This is a genomic window from Arthrobacter sp. DualSoilB13 (assembly GCF_055389195.1).
Genome location: NZ_AP035865.1, coordinates 1,357,780 through 1,376,444, shown reverse-complemented (window position 1 = coordinate 1,376,444; position 18,665 = coordinate 1,357,780). Strand labels below are relative to the sequence as shown.

10 protein-coding genes are annotated in these 18,665 nt (G+C 63.8%); all 10 read right to left on the bottom strand.

Annotated features, from left to right (window positions below; translation table 11 throughout):
* Nucleotide 1: 1 nt before the first annotated feature.
* Genes ACZ5J0_RS06385 through ACZ5J0_RS06340 form a run of 10 tightly spaced genes read right to left on the bottom strand, consistent with a single transcriptional unit; the run spans nt 2 to nt 18,599 of the window.
* Nucleotides 2-826, bottom strand: a complete 825-nt coding sequence (locus ACZ5J0_RS06385) for an inositol monophosphatase family protein (RefSeq protein WP_142939768.1) — start codon at nt 824-826, stop codon at nt 2-4.
* Nucleotides 823-3,114 (bottom strand): NAD-dependent DNA ligase LigA, encoded by a 2,292-nt coding sequence (ligA, locus tag ACZ5J0_RS06380; protein WP_464094435.1) that lies wholly within the window; start codon nt 3,112-3,114, stop codon nt 823-825. The genes ACZ5J0_RS06385 and ligA overlap by 4 nt, the downstream gene beginning before the upstream one ends.
* 46 nt (nt 3,115-3,160) lie before the next feature.
* Nucleotides 3,161-7,615, bottom strand: a complete 4,455-nt coding sequence (locus tag ACZ5J0_RS06375) for an FtsK/SpoIIIE domain-containing protein (RefSeq protein ID WP_464094434.1) — start codon at nt 7,613-7,615, stop codon at nt 3,161-3,163.
* A complete protein-coding gene (locus ACZ5J0_RS06370) occupies nt 7,612-8,316 on the bottom strand; it encodes a hypothetical protein (RefSeq protein WP_141283662.1) in 705 nt (234 codons plus the stop codon). Before ACZ5J0_RS06370 ends, ACZ5J0_RS06375 begins: the two co-directional genes overlap by 4 nt.
* 45 nt (nt 8,317-8,361) lie before the next feature.
* Nucleotides 8,362-10,149: a serine/threonine-protein kinase gene (locus tag ACZ5J0_RS06365; protein ID WP_464094433.1), complete on the bottom strand. Its 1,788-nt coding sequence runs from the start codon at nt 10,147-10,149 to the stop codon at nt 8,362-8,364.
* On the bottom strand, nt 10,146-12,116 hold the full coding sequence (locus tag ACZ5J0_RS06360; RefSeq protein ID WP_464094432.1) for an FHA domain-containing protein: 1,971 nt from the start codon (nt 12,114-12,116) through the stop codon (nt 10,146-10,148). Before ACZ5J0_RS06360 ends, ACZ5J0_RS06365 begins: the two co-directional genes overlap by 4 nt.
* On the bottom strand, nt 12,103-13,029 hold the full coding sequence (locus ACZ5J0_RS06355; protein ID WP_250820979.1) for a PP2C family protein-serine/threonine phosphatase: 927 nt from the start codon (nt 13,027-13,029) through the stop codon (nt 12,103-12,105). The genes ACZ5J0_RS06360 and ACZ5J0_RS06355 overlap by 14 nt, the downstream gene beginning before the upstream one ends.
* The gene (locus ACZ5J0_RS06350) at nt 13,026-14,705 is read right to left on the bottom strand and encodes an RDD family protein (protein WP_464094431.1); all 1,680 of its coding nucleotides are present in this window, start codon (nt 14,703-14,705) and stop codon (nt 13,026-13,028) included. Before ACZ5J0_RS06350 ends, ACZ5J0_RS06355 begins: the two co-directional genes overlap by 4 nt.
* A complete protein-coding gene (locus ACZ5J0_RS06345; protein ID WP_464094430.1) occupies nt 14,695-17,199 on the bottom strand; it encodes a transglutaminase TgpA family protein in 2,505 nt (834 codons plus the stop codon). Before ACZ5J0_RS06345 ends, ACZ5J0_RS06350 begins: the two co-directional genes overlap by 11 nt.
* Nucleotides 17,196-18,599 (bottom strand): DUF58 domain-containing protein, encoded by a 1,404-nt coding sequence (locus ACZ5J0_RS06340; protein ID WP_223942132.1) that lies wholly within the window; start codon nt 18,597-18,599, stop codon nt 17,196-17,198. The genes ACZ5J0_RS06345 and ACZ5J0_RS06340 overlap by 4 nt, the downstream gene beginning before the upstream one ends.
* Nucleotides 18,600-18,665: the final 66 nt, after the last annotated feature.

Below are 18,665 nucleotides of genomic sequence, written 5' to 3'. Positions count from 1 at the left end.
GTCACAAAGGGAACTTGCCGGATAGTTCAAGGGCCCCGGCGCACATCCATGATGCCAAGCGGTCTTCCGCGCTGGGGCCGCCATCAAGGGGGCTTTCCAATCGCGGCCGCCGAACCCAGCAACCTGCTTCTTCCGCAATGAGGGCCCCGGCGGCGAAGTCGTGCTCGTTGAGGCCGCGTTCGCCGTAGGCATCAAAGGTACCGTCGGCCACGAGGCAGAGGTCCAAGGCTGCCGACCCGAGACGCCGGACATCGGCAAAACCATCCATGAGCCCGGCGAGGCCTTCCGATTGGCTGGCTCGTGTGGCGGGGTCGTAACTGAAGCCTGTGGCCAAAATGAGCCCTGTGCGCCCGGGGACAGGACCGGCAAGAGGCGTCGCCTCTCCCCCGGCCTCCATCCAGGCGCCGAGCCCGCGGGCTGCGAAGTAGATGCGGCCCAGCGCCGGCGCGTGAACGACGCCGGCCTGCCAGACGCCGTCGGAATCCGCCACCGCTACGGAGGTGGCGTAGTAGACGATGTTGCGGATGAAGTTGGTGGTCCCGTCCAGAGGATCAATGGACCAGCGGTACCCGGAGGGTTGCTCCGGCCGGGTAGTGCCATGTTCCTCCCCAGTGATGGTGTCGTGCGGCCGCTCGGCAATAATCGCCTCGCGCACCGCGTTCTCCGCCGCGACATCGAAGGCCGTGACCCAGTCCCCGGCTTCACCCTTGTTAGTGGTCTCCAAACCGTCACCACCCGTACCAGTGGCCGACCGCTGCGCAAGCACAGCAGCTCCGGCTGCCGCAGCACGTTTGGCCACAGCAAGCAGCTCCTTGGCGTCCGTCATTCTGAAGCCGCTTCCGCTGATGCTTCATCCGCAGGGGTTGCTTCCGATCCAGTTTCCGCCTGTGCCGGACCCTTGGCCAGGAGCTCGCGGAAGCCGTCCTCGTCCAGCACCGGGACGCCGAGTTGCTCCGCCTTGTCCAGCTTGGTGCCGGCGCTTTCACCGGCCACCAAATAGCTGGTGTTCTTGGAGACAGATCCGGAGGCCTTGCCGCCACGGATGATGATGGCTTCCTTGGCCTCGTCGCGGCTGAAGTTGGGCAGCGTACCGGTGACCACCACAGTCAGCCCTTCAAGGGTTCGCGGCATTGAGGTGTCGCGTTCGTCCTCCATCCGCACCCCGGCAGCGGCCCAGCTGTCCACGATCTCGTTGTGCCAGTCCACGGCGAACCATTCCTTGAGCGCCACCGCAATGGTGGGGCCTACGCCATCAACATGAGCCATTTGCTCTTCCGTGGCGTTGCGGATGGCGTCCATGCTGCCAAACGCGGTGGCAAGGGCGCGTGATGCCGTGGGCCCAACATGCCTGATGGAGAGCGCCACCAGAACGCGCCACAGAGGCTGCGTCTTCGCCTTCTCCAGCTCCACGAACAGCTTCTCCGTGGTTGCCGTTGGTTTGGACGGAGACTTGGCCGTTCCCTTGGTGTAGAAGTACGGGACGAGCTCGTAGTCGCCCGTTCCCACACCCTTGGAACGCTTTTCCCTACGGATTTTGACCTCTGCCAGGTCCTCGCGGGTCAGGCTGAAAAGGCCTGCCTCACTGGTGAGGGGCGGTGTTTCCGGTTCTGCCGGTTGCGTCAGGGCGATGGCTGCTTCCCAGCCAAGTGCTTCGATGTCGAACGCCCCACGGCCCGCGAGGTGGAAGACCCGCTCCCGCAGCTGAGAGGGGCATGACTTGGCATTGGGGCAACGGATATCCACGTCGCCTTCCTTCGATGGCGCCAGCGGCGTCCCACAGGACGGACATTCGGTGGGCATCACAAATTCGCGCACCGGTGGATCCTGCTTCTCACGCAGCGCCAGCACGGGTCCAACGATCTCCGGAATGACGTCTCCTGCCTTGCGGAGAATCACGATGTCGCCGATCATGACGCCCTTGGCCTTAACCACGTCCTGATTGTGCAAGGTGGCCATGCCAACTGTGGAACCGGCAACTTTCACCGGCTCCATCAGGCCAAAGGGAGTTACCCGCCCGGTGCGGCCCACATTGACTGCAATGTCCAGAAGCTTGGTGTGGACCTCTTCTGGCGGGTACTTGTAGGCAGCAGCCCATCTGGGAACCCGGGAGGTGTAACCAAGTGCCCGCTGGGTGGCGAAGTCGTCAATCTTGACCACGATGCCATCGATCTCGTGCAGGAGCTTGTGCCGGCGCTCACCGTAGTCGGCAATGTATTTCAGGACGTCCTCGAACGTATCCAGCACCTTGAGGTACGGGCTGACAGGGAGCCCCCACTCCTCGAGGAGCTTGTAGGTGTCGGATTGGCTCTTGGCTTCCAGCCCTTCGCGGGCTCCGATGCCGTGGACGAACATGCTGAGGGGGCGCTTGGCGGTCTCCGCGGGGTCCTTTTGGCGAAGTGAACCAGCGGCAGCGTTACGGGGGTTCGCAAGCGGTGCCTTACCGGCCGCGACCAGCGTTTCGTTGAACGCCACAAACGCTTTGGACGGGATGAACACCTCGCCACGGATTTCCACTTCCGAGGGGTATCCCGATCCACTGAGCTGCCGTGGGATCTCCTTGATGGTGAGGACGTTATGCGTGATGTCTTCGCCCGTGGTGCCGTCGCCGCGCGTTGCGGCGCGGACCAGTTTGCCGTCCCGGTACAGCAGATTTACGGCAAGGCCATCGATCTTCAGCTCAGTCAGCCACGCGATGGGCGGGACGGAATCGCCTAGCTTGGCAACGGAAGCTTCGGCCTTCCGGACCCACGCCTCCAGCTCGTCCAAGGAGAAGACGTCGTCAAGGCTGTACATCCGCTGCAGGTGCTCCACTGCCGCGAAAGCAGACGACACTTCGCCGCCAACCTCCTGCGTGGGCGAGTCATTGGAGACAAGCTCCGGATGAAGTGCTTCCAGTTCCTCCAACCGGCGGTAGAGTTCATCGAACTCGGCGTCGGAAACCGTGGGCGCGTCTTCCTGGTAGTAGGCGTAACGGTACTTACGGACGAGGTCCGCTAATTCCTCGTACTCATCGCGCAGGGTCTCCGATGGCGGAGTCCCCTCCTCTGCGACGATCGCCGCGGCGACTTGCTGGCTTGTGGTCTCTACCGGATCCGGATTCTCTGGTGTGCTCACAGGTCTATCTTGCCGTAACCCTCAGACATCCTCGATCCCAACCCGGCTAGCTACGGTTTTCCGGCGGCATGGCGATCTGGAGCTTGCGTACCTTTCCACGACCCACAATGTAGCCGCGGCCCGGGATGAAGTCCTTACTGATCCGGCCAAGGGAAGTGTTGAGGAGGGTGTCGCCTTCCACGTCCCCGGGGTTGAGCAGGAGCCCGCGACGCCCGGATTTGAACGGCTGGGCCAGGGACCAGGCCTGGGACCAGGTGGACGTTTCCGACTCGCCGACCACCCACTGGTCAGCCTTGATCGCGGCGGTCACCAGGCGACCCACGCCAGATTCCGCCAACGTGTCCGTGAACTCTGTCAGGCCCTCGATGAAGATGGCCATGGTGCCAGGGTTGTCCGCGGCTTTGTCGATCAGGTCATCCACCACATCCGAGACTTCGTCCGGACCCACCAGCGACCTGCTCCAGATGTTCAGTGACGCCACGGCGGAGCGCCGGGACCCAATGTAGATGAGGTCAGTTCGCGGGTTCGAGCGCCGCAGGGCGTAGGCCAAGGTGACCAGTGCCACCGTACGTCCGGCACCTGGAGGGCCGGCCAGCAGAAGGGATCCCTTGGCAGCGATGGCCGCCGAACCCAGCGTTTCGTCGTCGACACCAATGACGGGGTTGTCCGGAGCTCCGTTGGGCAGGATGTCCAAGTCCACCAGTTCCGGGAGCCGCTGGATCTGAGGCGCCTGCTCCAGGCCCTGGCGCAACATCGCCTGGCTGAGCTTGGCCACCTCGCGGGCTTGGAGCGCGAGGTTCGAGTTGCCTCCCAGTACAGCGAGCTGAACTTCAAGCCCGTCCAACAAGCCACGTCCCGGAGGTGAGGCTGCGTTGAGGACATCCTTGGGAACATCAAGGGTCATGTAGTCATCTTCGGAACTAAGACGCAGGACCAGCCTCTTCTGGATGGAAGCCAGGAGCGACGCCGGTACGGAGTTGGTGCGGTCACCGCTGACTACCAGGTGGATGCCCAGGGGGCGTCCGTCAGTTGCCAGCGTCAGGAAGATGTCCCATAGTGCGGACAAGTTGCTGTACTCGTAGGACTCACGGAAGGAAGACATGCCGTCCACCAGGATGAAGATGCGCTTTTCTTCGGGCCGGTTGGCCAGCTGCCGGTATTCGACGATGGTGGAGGCCCGGACCTCGGCAAACCGTGCTGCGCGATCATCCGCCACTTCCTTGAGCCAACGCAGCAGTCGCCCAACGCGCTCCACATCGTCGCCGTTGATGATTTCACCAACATGGGGAAGTCCATCAAGCATCTTGAGCCCTGACGAACCACAGTCCACGCCGTAGACGTGCACGGGCCCTCCGCGCGGCGTGACTGCTGCTGCGATGGCAATGCTGCGCAACGCCGCCGACTTTCCTGATCCGCCCGTGCCGTAGACGGCCATGTTGCCATCTTTGTCCGGCTCGTAGAACACGGTGGGCTGGTCTTGGTGCGCGGGGTCATCCGCCACTCCAAGCAGGAGGCGTTCATCGGTCCGGGGATTGGGAAGCTTGGAGAAATCGTAGGTGGTGGCGAGCTCGTTCAGCCACGGCTTGCGCGGCGGTTCAATAGACAGGACGTCAGCTGCCCGGATGATGTTCCCGGTCATCCGCGCGATGTCGTTGGGACCGGCAGGTTCCTCTTCCACTTGTGACACCAAGGGCGGTTCCCACGTGGGTCCGGAACCGAACGCCATCTCCACAATGTCGATCCTGGGACGCTGCGGCTTTTCGGTGGTCCATCCGCCGGCATAACCGGTCTGGAAGCCCTGGATGCGTCCCGGACCGGTCTTCGCAGCGCCACGGCCCGGAATGGAAGGATCGAAGTAGGCCGCGGTGGGAACGCCCAGAATGTCTGTTGCGTCCACTTCGTCAGCCATGCGCAGCGCGACGCGAAGGTTGGTGTTGGCACGCAGGTTGTCTTTGATGACGCCGGCCGGGCGTTGCGTGGCCAGGATCAGGTGCAGGCCCAGGGAACGGCCACGGGCGGCCACGTCCACCACACCATCAACGAACTCGGGAACTTCCGTAGCCAAGGCAGCGAATTCGTCCACGATGATGATGAGGTAAGGGGGCGCCTCAGGATCGGCTTCCCGTTGCAGCGCCAGAAGGTCCTTGGCTTTCTTCCGGTTCAGCAGCCGCTCACGGTAGTGCAGCTCAGCGCGGAGCGAGGTCAGCGCGCGGCGCACCAGGTGCGGGGACAGGTCAGTCACCAGACCAACGGTGTGCGGCAAGTGCAGGCAGTCGGCAAAGGCAGCACCGCCTTTGTAGTCCACGAACAGGAAGCTGACGCGGTCCGGGCTGTAGGCGGCGGCCATGCCCATCACCCAGGACTGCAGGAACTCGGACTTACCGGCACCCGTGGTTCCACCCACCAGTGCGTGCGGACCCTCGTTCTTGAGGTCCAGGTAGAAGGGCTCCACACCTTTGGAACCAACCAGTGCGCGGAGGCTGCCGTTGTCCTTGCGGTTAGGCACGGCAGTGGCGTGGACGGAGTTGTTTTCCTGCCAACGCTCAGCCACGGCCTGTGGGTTGTCCATCAGTTCTTTGCCGATCAACGTGGCGTAGGAGACGGCGCGTGGGAGGTCGGAGTCGTCGTCGAGCGGGTTTCCAACATCCACCAGAGGCGACATCATGCGCGCCAACTGTGTGGCGAGGTCCGCATCAAGGCTTTCGCAGCTGACCGGGTAGGTGTGGCGGCCCAAGCGGACCTGGCCGGTGGTGGTGCCGTGGTCGCCGTCAACGGAGAGGAAGTCACGGCACGCGGCGGGCAGGGACTGCACATTGGCGGCAACCCACATGATGTGCACCCCGTAGTCGGGTCCACGTTCCACCAAGCGTGTGAGCCGGCCGCGGTCCACCGGGGCGTCGTCCTCAACGATCACCAGAACGGCCGGGACCACCGGACCCGGAAGTTCCTCGTGCTCATTCTTGAGTCCAGGACGGGGTTGCGGTCCAGGCTCCTTGGCCATGGACTCGCGCTCTTCCACGAGGCTTTCGAGTTTGGACAACAACGCGGCGCCGGCGCCGGGGCCGGCAGCCAGATGATCGCCGGAGATGGGGCTGTGGCCCGAACCAACGTGCGGGAGCCACTGCAACCAGTCCCAGCGCTCACGCGAGCGTGCCGAGGTCAGTGATGTGAGGACAACTTCGGCCGGCGAGTGGAGCCCCACCAGCTGGAGCACCATGCCGCGGGCTACGTCATCCACCACGCTGCGGTCCCCGGCGACGCCAAAGGAGCCCGAGGTACGCAGCTGCGAGACGATTGGGACGCCCTCAATGACACGGACCTGCGTCAGGCACTCCTGGATTTCCCGCATGTACTGCGGTTCAGTTTCGTTGGCGCTTGGTTCATCGAACTGGATGCGCGACGGTGCCGAACCCAGCCCGAAGCGGACGCCCAGGAAGTGCTGGTGCTCGGGCCTGTGGGTCCAGAGCAGGGGTCCGAGTTTGTAGATGGCGTCCACCGTATCGCTCACGGACGGCGCTTCCTGTAGCCGGACAGCACGCTCAATGTTCTGCTGCTTGTCAATGTCCTCGCGGAAGGCAAGCATGGCGGCTTTGAACTGTTTGTGGCCTTCCTTGGCCTGCCGCTTGCTCTGCATCTTGTGGTCCACATAGTGCCCCACGATGAACAACGGCATCATGGCCATGAACAGCACGGACAGCAGGTTCTGGGTGACGGCGAAGAGCACGCCACCCATCAGCAGCGGGGCCACCAGCATGATGTACGGGAAAGGCTGGTGTTCCGGGCGCTTGGGGCCGGCAGGCGGTACCCGCTTGGGCGACTCGAACCTGGGCAGTACCCGCGGCGATCGGTTGAAATCCACCAGAGGCGACGACGGACCACCACCATGATTCCGTGACAGGGCAACGACGCCCACGGATGTGTCGCCCAACGTGACAGTGTCCGAGGACTCAAGCGTCGCGCGGGTCACCGGCAGCCCGTCCATGAGGAGTCCGTTGGCGGAGTTCGTATCCACGATTTCCACGGTTTCGCCCACCGTGATGCGGGCATGGCGCTTGGAGGTCAGCGGGTCCGACAACCGGATGTCGGCGTCCCGGTCCCGGCCGATGTAGCTGGTGCCGAAAGGCAGCGAAAATTCCCGTCCGACGTCGGGCCCTGACATCACGCGCAACGTCGCCGCTGCCGGTCCCCGGCTATTGCCGTTCGCGTGGCCGTTGGACGCGAACTGCTCGCTGACCTGCGCGAGGGAGACCTTGGACCCGGGCCGCAACCCGGACTCCAGCAGGTTGTCCGTAGGCCGCAGCACGTGCCCGGAGAGCCCGCCGCCGACGAAAGCCTCGTCCACGCTGATGGACAGGTTCGACGGCGGTTCGGTCCCCTTTCGTGCGGGGTCGGCGGCCCACAATTCTGTAGCAATGTCAGCCACGGTGGCACGACCATCCACCGTTACGGCGAGGTCTTTTGCTTCCGCAGGGTCACGCCGCAAGGTCAGGCGGAACTTCATCCTTCGTCGACTCCACTCATTTTCTCAAGAAGATGCAGGTCAGCCGGGGTCACAAGGTGCGAGGTCACGGCGTGTTCCACCAAGCGCGCGCGGCGGTTGGTGGCAAGTTTTCCAACCCCGCCGCGCAAGCCCACTACGCCCACCCGGTCAAGTTTGTCGCAGACGTTGTCCAGTTTCCGATTGAAGCGGGTCAGTGCCCAGCCCAGTCGCTTCGCGGCCTCGGCAGAGGATGGAATGGCGCTGAAACCGGTGCCGTCGCGCCGCAACATGGGCTCGGCCAGGGCAACGATGAGCGCCTTTTGCGAATCGGTGAAGACCACGGGCCCAATGGTGGTGTCCCCCGCCTGGTCTTCGTCGCGTGCTTCATGCCGGAAAGACGGCGTCTTCAAGTGCACCGCGAACTCGTAGGTGGTGGGTCCGGCCGTGAAAATCACGTTGGTGTGGCTGAACACCAAGGGGATCCGCGCGCCGGGCGCCAACCAGGCCTGCATGCCGCCTGAACCGTCAGCCACAGTGGCGGACAGCATGCTGCCCACGTTACTGAGCCACCACATGCCGTCGTATCGGGCTATTTGCAGGAAGCGTCGGTGCAAGTACGGGTTGTCATCAACTTCCAAGTCGCCTTCGCGTCCAATATCGAAGATGTCCTCATCGGATGGTTCGTACCATTCACCACAGAAATCTATTGCTAGATCCCCCATGATCTGTGCCTCCTTGGTCGGCGGTAGTTTGATCGCATGTGCCGGCTACTCGTCCAGGCAGGCGATGGAGTCCGGCCCGCCGGGTGACGCGGAACCGTCGGAGCGAACAATGATGGCCTGCACGCAGATGGGTGGCTCGTCAAACCCGGAGAGGAACGCTTTTCCGGTTGCGGTGTTCTCGTAGACGCCTTCAGACTTGGCAGATTTGACGCGCCATTTGAACGTATCGCCGGGCATCGGCTGCGGGTTGGTCCAGGAGAAGACGATGATGTTCCGGTCCGCGGTGTCCCGTGCTGCCGTCAACCCCGCTACTTCCGGAACACTGCCGTCGCTCAAAGCATCGGCAGGCGGCTTGCTGGATGTTTCCGTGGGTGCGACCTTTGGCTGCGCCTGCGCACCCAGGACCACGCCAACCACAATGGCAACTACCAGTACCGCAGCACCTGCTGCTGCAAGCCAGAGATTGCGCTTGCTGTGGTCTGCCGGCGGAGCGTCCTCCTGGGCCACCGGCGGGGCACCTGCGCTCGATCGGCTGACTGTTGACCCAAGATCGTCCTGCGGTTGCGAGGGCTGCCAGCCGCGCAGGACCGTGGACTCAGCAGTGTCAGGCTCGGCCGGAGCTGCGTAGGCTCCGGGCGGCGTGTATCCAGGCGTCGCCGGAGCATGGAACCGGGGCGGGGCGGCCGGACCGGCCTGTGACTGGACAGGTTGTGAGGGGTCGCTGGAGTGCGAGGGGGTGGCGGGCTGGGGTTCGCTGGCGGGCCGGGCAAACGGCGGCGCCGGCCGCTGGGTCGGGTGCTGGGTCCCGCCCGGAACCGTGGACGGGAAAGTTCGCGCAGGGAAAGTGGGTGCCGACCCTGTGGTGGCCGTTCCCGAAGCGTCGGGATCGATCGAAGCGATGCTCCGGACCCGGGTTTCCTCAAAGTTGTCGTCCGGATGCTGATCGTCACCGTGCCCGGGTTCTTCAAGAACCTCAAAGGGCGTCACGGACAGGTTCAGTTCCGCTTGGATCCGCTGAAGTGCCAACGCGAAAGCGTGCGCTGACGAATATCGCGATTCCGGTGACTTGGCCATGGATGTGGCCAGCACCAGCTCCAGGGACTCGGGAACGTCGGCGCGTCCCAGCCTGGGCAGCGGAGAATTGGTGATGCGGGAGATCAATTCCCGCTGGGAGTTGTCCTGTCCCGGAAGGACAAATGGCGAGCGACCCGCCAGGAGCGTGTACAACGTAGCGCCCAGCGCCCAAACATCCACGGGAACGCCATCCACGGCACCACCGCGGAACTGCTCCGGCGGGGACCACGGTATGGACATTCCGGCGTCGTCTTCAGTGTCGGCGCCGATGGTGCCAGAGATGCCGAAGTCGGTCAGGGCAGGCCGATTGTAATCGGTCACCAGGATGTTGGCTGGCTTAATGTCCCGGTGAACAATGCCTGCCCGGTGGGCTGTCTCGACGGCGGAGGCCACCTGGATGCCGACGGCCAGGACTTCGTCCACGCTGAATCGCTGACGACGATAGCGGACGTCAAGGCTCGGCCTGGAGCAATACTCCATGGCCAAGTACGAGTGCCCGTTTTCAGTGATCTCGGCTTCGAAGATCGTCACGATGTAAGGGTGCGACGACAACTGCGCCATGAGGTTCGCTTCGGACTCGAAACGGCGGCGTGCCCCTTCGGTCTTCAGATCGGACAACAGCACCTTGACCGCTACTTTTCGGCGCGGGCGGTCCTGCTCATAAAGATAAACATCCGAGAAGCCACCAGAGCCCAGCAGGCTGATGTACTTGAAACCCGGAATGGGTGGAGGCGGCGCAGGGGGCCTCTTGGAACTCAAAGAATCTCCTCGAAACGCAGTGAAATGTTGTCACCCAACTCGGCGATATCGCCGTCCAGCAGGATTGCCATTTCGTTTTGGGCAAGCCGGCGCGGTGCCTGGCCCTCCCGGATAAGCACGGTTCCGTTGGTCGCTTTCAGGTCGCACAGCATGACGTGCCAACCCTCCAGCCGGACCTCCACGTGGGAGCGGGAAATATCTCCTCCGGGGCTGTCCACTTGGACCAGGCGCGGCATGGTGCCGCCTTGAACGCGGGAGACCGACGGTTGCCGGCCGATGATGAGCGACTGGTCCAAATCCACCAGCTCACCAGTGGAAACCCGCATCCGGCCCAGTCGTGGACGCGGTACATGGACGGCGTCTCCTGTCACGGGAACCCCGCATACCGAGCACTGCGGATAGGTGGGCGGGTTGGCGTGACCTTGGGAGCACATGCGCGCCAGGACGCTCGGCCCTACGACGGCAGGCGCATCAGCGCCACCCGGAGCAGCCATGGGTCCCTGTTCGCTCGCAGAGGGAAGACTGCTCTTCATGATGGTTTGGCCGTCATGATCCGAGTCCTCGTCCGCTGGGCTATCGTCGGGGGCCGAGAGCCACGCCGCCGGTATTTGGGGCGCGGGTACCTGGGGTGCGGGCGAGGCGGCGGGACCGGGCTGAGCAGCTGGCTGACTGGATCCGGACGTGGAAGAGCCGCTGCGCAGCCATGGGACCGAGTCAATCAGTCCGGTAGTGGTCCCTGCTGAGGACACACTCTCGTCGTCAACCTGCGGGGCGGAAGCAGGCGCGAGGGGAACGGATCCGACGCCGCCCCCTCCTGGCGGGTGGTCCTCGCCTGTCGCTTCGGTTGAGGATTTCAGGTCCAGCGGCGTTGAGGCTTCCGGTGCCGTGGCAGCCGGTGAACTGTGGTCTTCGGACTCATTGTCCGTTCGAACAGCGGCATCCTCGATGTTCCGCATCACCGTTTTGTCCCACAAATGGTCATAGTTCGTGGTGTTCTCCAGTGACGGAACCAAGAGATCGGTGGTGCTCGTATGGCCAGGCACACCGGATGTATCCAAGTCCGCCGCAGAAGCTGACTCCTGCTCCTCAGCCTGGTCCGCAACCTGGTCTGCAGGGGGTGCGGCTTCTTCAGTAAGTGCAGCTTCTTCAGGCCGCACGGTTTCGCCAGGCAGTACGGGTTCTTCCGACACTCCCGGTTCCTCAGCCACTGCGGCGTCTTGGAATGCGCGCGGTTCTGCAGGCACCGCAGTTTTCACAGGCACCTCGGAGGCCGACGACTCCTCGGCAGCAGCATCCTCCTCAGATGTGGAAGAACCCACGGAACTGATCATGTGGCCGGGTGCGATGGTCAGGCCAAGGTCCACCTCCGTGTAACCGATCATGGTCTCATCGGACACCATTGCGGGCTTGACCTCGGGCTCACTAGCCGCGGGCCCGGCCGACCCGGCAGCGGCGTCGAGCGCTGCAAGGAGGACCACGCCTTCTCCCACAGGGAGACTGTTCACCGGCGAGGCGTTCAGCGGGAGGCTCCCTCCCGCCGTCGGAATTCCTGCAGACACAGCAGTGCCATTCCCGATCCGGACGCTGTAGGCCGTAGCATCCACGAGCCGGCGTTCGGTCCACGTGGTGACGTCACGGCCCGTCAGGCGTTCCTCGCCACCACCCAACTGCACGCCTCCGCCCAACTGCACCACCAGTTCAAGGTCTCCCCGGAGGAACACACGGAGCGCGTCTTTGGAATCAATGATCCCGAACGGTGGAATACGGCTGAGGGAAACACCAAAGGCCTCCGTCACCTCATGGAGGACTTCGTGGGCCTCCGGTGCCGATGCCAGCAACTCCCAGACGGTGTCGATCAGTGCGTGCGGTGTGTCGGGGCCAAGAAGCACCACGGTTCCGTTCCGCACAACGCCAAACCACTCACCCTGCTGGTAGCGGGTTAGTAAAAGGGGGTTACTGCTTGCCATCAACGCCTTCCTCCTGATTAGCCCCGACGGCCTCATCCGTGCCATTGACCCAGGCCCGGGGAAGGGTGTCTTCTTCAACCTCGGACGGAACCTCGGGGCGGGGCGCTGTGATAGCGATTCCGGCATCGTTCAAGACGTTTTTGGCGTCCACCACAATGACGGTGACGTTGTCCCTGCCACCGCTCCGCAAAGCAGCTTGGATCAGTGCGTCCACGGCGTCCTGCGGATGGGCGACGGTGCTGAGGATGCGGAACATGTGGTCATCCCCCAGTTCACCGTTGAGACCATCCGAGCAGATCATGATCCGGTCACCTTCCTGAATGGGAAGCAACCAAAAGTCAGCCTCAGTCTCATCGCCGGTGCCCAAGGCACGGGTCACCACGTGACGGCGGGGGTGGACTGTTGCCTGCTCGGCAGTGATGTCTCCGGAATCCACCAGTTCCTGGACTTCGGAATGGTCAACGCTGACCTGTGCGAACTCGCCTTGGCTGAGGCGGTACGTCCTGGAATCGCCGATGTTCATCACCAGCCAGTAAGGCAGGCCCATCTGTTCCACCACCACTACCCCGGACAGCGTGGTCCCGGCACGGGCGCCCGTCGCGTCGCGGATCGCGGCATCGGCCTTCAACAGGCAGGACTGAAGGTCAGCTGCTGTTGCAGTGCGCACGCCGGTGGCCAATTCGGGAGCGCTGCCCAAGGCCCGCACGCACATGCCGCTGGCAATCTCCCCCGCTTCGTGCCCGCCCATGCCGTCGGCAACAGCAAAGACCGGGTCAGAGGCGATGAACGAGTCCTCGTTCAGTTCGCGCCGAAGACCGCGGTCCGTACCGTACCCATAGCTGAGACGAAAAGCCGTTCCGCTTGCAGCGGGACCCGCTTCGGCGTTGGCGGGAGTGGCCGGCTGTGAATTCATGCTTGTCCTAGGTGGAAGGAACGGTCCCCAAAGTGAACGGTGGAACCGGGACGGACAAAGCTTGCTTCGCCCGGGTTGAGCCTGGTCTGCAAACCGTCCGGCGTGGTGACGGCGCTGCCGTTGGTGGAATTGCGGTCCGTGACCCAGACTCCGTCGCCATCAACGCGCAGATGCAGATGCGTTTTGGAAATGGACCGGCCCGGATCTGTCACAGGCAGCAGTTGCTCCACGGACTCCCCGGGCTGCGGTGCCGGATTGCGGCCGAGGAGAACTGACCCGCCCAGCTGGATGTCCTGGCCGTCGTCGACCCGGATCCGCAGGACGGCTTGGGCACGGGCAGCACCCGGGCGCATCTGGGTGCGCTCCACGTCGTCGTCCGGGTGGGCGGTGGCCGCGGGAGTGTCGTGAGGCGGGATTGTTACGGCCGGCGGTGCTGCCGCGGTCTGCGGTGCTGCCGGGGCCTGCGCGGAAGGAACCGCCGCTGGCGCCGCGGCCGGCACGGAAGAAGCCGGGGATTGCGGCGCCATGGTGGTGCGCGATGCCGGCGCGAAAGGCGCCGACGGCGGACGCCATTGGTTCGGATCATGCGAAGGTTGCACGGAAGGGGCCACCGGTGTCGCAGGGGCGGGAGTTGCTTGCGCTGGCGAAGTCTGGGTGGGCGCTGCCAGCGCAGGCGAGATCCGGGCGGGAGCAGCCTGGCCGGGGACAGCCTGTGCGGTGGCACCTTGACGGGAACCCGGCACGGGGCCTGACGGTACCGGCGAAGCTACGGGTTGAACCGGTGGGAGATCCATGGGGGCGAAACTATACGGGCCCTGGATGCCTCCGGTGGTCACCGGGTTACGACCCTGCTTGACGTCAAACACCAAGGACTTTGCCGCTTTGTCCTGCCAGCCGCGCAGTTTGCCGTTTTTGTCCCAGGCGTTGGAGATGACCACAAGGACAGCCCACACAACACCCAGGAACATCAACGGCAGGGCGATCCACAGGACCAGCCCGATCAGTCCGAGCGCGGACAAGATGACGGCAACAATGGAACCCAGCAGCAGAAGTCCGCCGGTGAGAATCCCCCGGACAAAAACAACCCCGGCACCCGGCGCGTAGCCATCAGAATCCGCACTGCGGATGCCCATGAGCTGGTTACCGATGGTGTTTCCGGACTTCGCCTCAAGACCAAGAATGACAAAGGTATACACCACGGTCACGCCCAAGCCGATGCTGCCCAGCAGAACCAGCAGGCCCGTGTCATAGACAATGAAGCCGTTCCTGCGGGTCTGCGTGATGCCGGCAATACCAATAGCGAACGTGGTGGCAAGCACGGCAAAGGGACCCAGCCAGTCCAACACGGCTGCGCCCAGGCGTTTCCCTGTAGTGGCGGGCGCCAACTCGAGCTTGGTGGTCATTGTGGTCCCTCCCCCTGGCCCCGGCATACCATCCGGCATGGTTTTTGTTCCGTGCGGCATCGGCGACTCCGGCGCCGACACTACCGAGATACTACCGGGATCGGAGAACCCGTGCCGGTTGGCGAACTCCAACGCCGCCTTTTGGGCATGGTTGATATTGCCTTCCTTGCGGGCACCACGGTTACTCAGGGGTGAACCGCACTGCGTGCAGAACGTCGCACCCGGGCGTACCCCGTGCCGGCAGGCCGGGCAAAGTTCTGTCTCATTGCTCATCGGTGGTGTCCTTCTTGAACGGCAAGGTGAAGCCGCGCTTCGCAGGATCGGAGGTGCCCTGTTGACGGCGACGAAGGGCAGCGCGGCCATCGGACAGCAACGAGCGCGGCGAGAATCGTGCCTGCTGCCGTTTCCAGAAACCAACGCTTCCGGTGATGTCGGTCAGCGACGTATCAACGATCTCCCAGTACTCCTTGACCTCCTTCTCACTGGGCTGGCCCGCACCGAACACAGCGGCGTCCGCACGGTGGGCAAGCAGGGTGGTGGTAGTTCCGGTGGTGGGGAACGCGTCAGCGATGACTGTGGCCGATTCGCGCCTGGTGGACTTGGTGTCGATCGAAGCACCCATATCGGTGACCAGGCTCAGCACTTCATTCCAGCCGGCGCCAACCCGCTGCGCGGGGTGGCCATCACGGAAACGCGCCTTCCGGCGTCGTGATTTCAACAGAAGGATGAGCAACAACGGCAAGGCGAGGATCCCCAGCGGAATCAGTGCCATGCCGATGGCCGCCAGCAGCGGACCCCAGAAAAGCCAGGGGTTGTTCTTCTTCTCGTCAGCGTCCAGGGCATCCGGTGTGGAATCCGGCGGCAGGTCCGCGGGCTCCTGCGGCGGGGGCGGCGGCTGCAGCACCTGCGGCTTGGGTTTGGACTTGTTCTCAGGGTCCGGCGGGATGGGCACGTTGTCCTTGGGCGGCGTGGGATCGAACGTCACCCAGCCCACGCGGTCGAACGCCACTTCCACCCAGGCGTGGACATCCTTACCCGTGATCTTGATGTCTCCAGCGCCGTTCTCGGGGCTCTTGGGGTCCGGGTAGAACCCCATCACCACACGGGACGGTATGCCAAGGTGACGGAGCATGAGGGACATGGATACGGCGTACTGTTCGTCGTCGCCCAGCATTTGCTTGGCCGAGAGCATGTTGCGGACGCGTGCAGCGCTGTGACCGGGGAGGCTTGGGAGCTGTCCCTCGGCTACCAGCCCGTTGCTGAACGCACCACTCTTCTGGAAGTGCGCCTCAATCTGCCGGACACGGTCAATGGCCGTCGGTGCGTCTTCCGAAAGCTGGTTCGCCTGCGACGCCACAATCGGCGGAACTTCCTCCGCCTCAGGCAGCGTGAGCTTCGCAAAGTCGTACTGCGTGAGCTGTCCGTGCTCCAGCGTCCCGGGGTCCGAGACCTGCACAGTGTAGTTATCGCCCCTTGCCAAGCCTTTGGTGGTCACGGCGGTATCGGTGCCGGCGTTGAAATACAGCCCTGATGCTGCGCCGGACGTGTCTGCAAAACTCATCCCCGTAGTGTGCCGTCCACCAGGAACAAAGTAGCCCTGGTAGTCCTCCACAGTGATGTCCAGCGTGTAGTTGGTGCCCTGCACCGGGCTCCCGGAGTCGGCCAGCGTATTGAGCGAACGGGCGTCGCCTACCTTGCTGAAGTTGCCGGAACTGTTGGGGTCCATGGTGTAGTTCAGGCCGTTGAAGGCGTCCAGCGCCGCCAGCCGGACGCGGGCGTCTTTGGGCAGCCCCTTGACCGTGAACAGCGTCTTGTCCTTCTCATCCTTGACGAAGCTGCGGAAGCTCGCCAAGGGGGTGATGTAATCCCGGGGATCGAAAGGCGGAACGATCGTGTTGCGGAGGACCTTGCGGTCATCACTGGCTGTGACCAACGGCGAAGCGATTGCAGTAACACCCACCGCAACGGCGATCACTGCTGCAGCAGTCCCCAGCCGGCGGAGCTGCCCTCGGCGGGCCGTAGCGGCGTCGGAATCCGGCCTGTTGGCCGAAACCGCTTTGGTGCTGTTCCGGCGGAGTACATCGCGGCGGAACGTCGCCCACACAATGGACACAATAGTCAGGGAGACGCCACGCTCCACGTTGAGGAAACCCGCACTGGTACTGAAGGCAATGCCCGTAACAAAGAGAACCAGCACGGGAAGCAAAGGCCAGTAGGGGCTCTTCAGACGCCACGTGAGCAGACCGGCAGCCAGCGCAGTGACCAAGGAACTCAGGAACGGCACAATAAGCATGCCGTTCGCGGTCCCTACAGGCACGCCAACAGTCAGCATGTCCTTCCAAGCGAAGACAACGCCCAGCAGGAGCGTGCGCAACGAGTCGAGGCTGGGAAGGAATCCGAAAACTGCCGAGTCCGGCACTGCCAGGGCCGACCCGAAAACCATGTACGCACCGAACGCCACCGCTGTGGTGATCAGCAGCCCCAAACGGAGGTGCGCGTTGAGGACGGCGATACCCAACCCCAGCAGCACGCCGCCCAAGCCTGCGATGAGGTAATGGGGGTCTCCCCCAAAGCTCAAAGCGAAACCGAGCACGCCAAGGAGCAGCAGCACCATCAGCGCCCCGCAGTCAATGGCAAAATGCCACAGAGGCCTGCCGTCGCTGAAGATGGATGCGCCCGGGGCGCGCGCCGCGGACCGGGACCCCTGGGCAGCGCGGGAGCCCTTCGCTTCCTTCGCGCGGGGACGGAGATTGGGCGCGGTGCTCATGCTGCCGCCTTTCGAAGAACAATGGCCAAGTCGTCCAGGTCGCCCACCGTCAGGACCGTCAGGTCCGCGATATTAGCCCTCGACGGCGCCGCGCCGGGTTGAACCCGCACCGCCAGGCTCCGCACGCCGGGAGGAACGGAGGCAGCGCAGGTGCGCAGCTGGGTTGCCGTCACGTGGCTGCCTACCACAAAGAACACCACTGAGGCATTCGGGACGGCGTCAGACAGGTTCCGCGCGAGGTCGACGGCGGTCTTCCGCATGGGTGCCCCGACAACCCGGGTCATGTCGTCCAGCATGTTACGGCCCGTCTCGCAGCGGAGCGGCCCCTTCTGGGTTAGGACGTCCAGGTCACGTTGTTCACTGATCGCTTGGCGTCCGATGGATGCCGCCACGGAGATGGCCATTTCGAACTCCGCCTCGGAATCATACTCATCGGTGTTGATGGACAAAGAAATGGCAAGGTGCGCGCGCCGGGTTTCCTCGAACTGGCGGACCATGAGCTTATTGGTCCGGGCTGTGGTCTTCCAGTGGATGTGGCGCCGATCGTCACCAGGGACATAGTCGCGCAAAGCATGGAAAGAAACATCCGCACTGGACAGCTCCGTGGTGGGCATGCCCTCAAGGTCACGGATAAACCCTGCTGCCGAGCTGCCCAGGGAGACCGTGCGGGGGTGCACGAACAGGTCCACCGGCTCAGTCCACATGACGCGACGGCGCAGCAAGTGAAGGGGGTCAGCGCGCACAGAACGGACCGGACCCACCACAATCACTGCACGGCGGGCCGTGGGAATCGTGAAAAGATCCTCATGAACCTGGGCGGGCTTCATCCGTGGCAAATGGAAAACGGCAGTATTTGAACCCACCGGGAGCTCCAGCGCCGCAGGCAACAACGGCCTGGTGGAAACGTTGGATACCGCAATACTGCCCACAGCGTCATCCCCCACAGCCACCCGGGTGCGGGCGAGGTCGAGGACCACGCCATACGCCGAACGGCCCACAATGAAGCCGATGGCCAGAAGGAACAACAGGAAAGCCACCATCGAGGCAGACTTGGCCTCCTGCCACCCCCACGCCTGCCCTGCCCACCAGAGCGCGATTGAGGCAGCCAACACCACCCAGCCGAGCAGGCTCACCACTGCAAGGACAGGCCAAACGAACCTCAGCCACACAGCACGGATCCTGTCCCACGCCGGTGCCAGGAAATCGCCGGCAGTTCCAGCGGCTTCCGACCATACGGCTGCGGGGTGGAGCTTGCTGGTGGTGCCGCGTTTACCTGGCTTGCCGGGGCGCTTGCCCGGTTCGTTGCCAGTGCCGCGCAGGGAGCGCAACTTATCGCCAAGTGCAGATGCGGTGCGCTTGAACGAATCAGCAGCCCTGTTCAGGGGTGTGCTGGAGGACATGTGGGTGCCTTTGTTTGAGCTAGGGTGCGGTGGAGAAACGCATGGTACCGGGTTGATGCCCGGTAC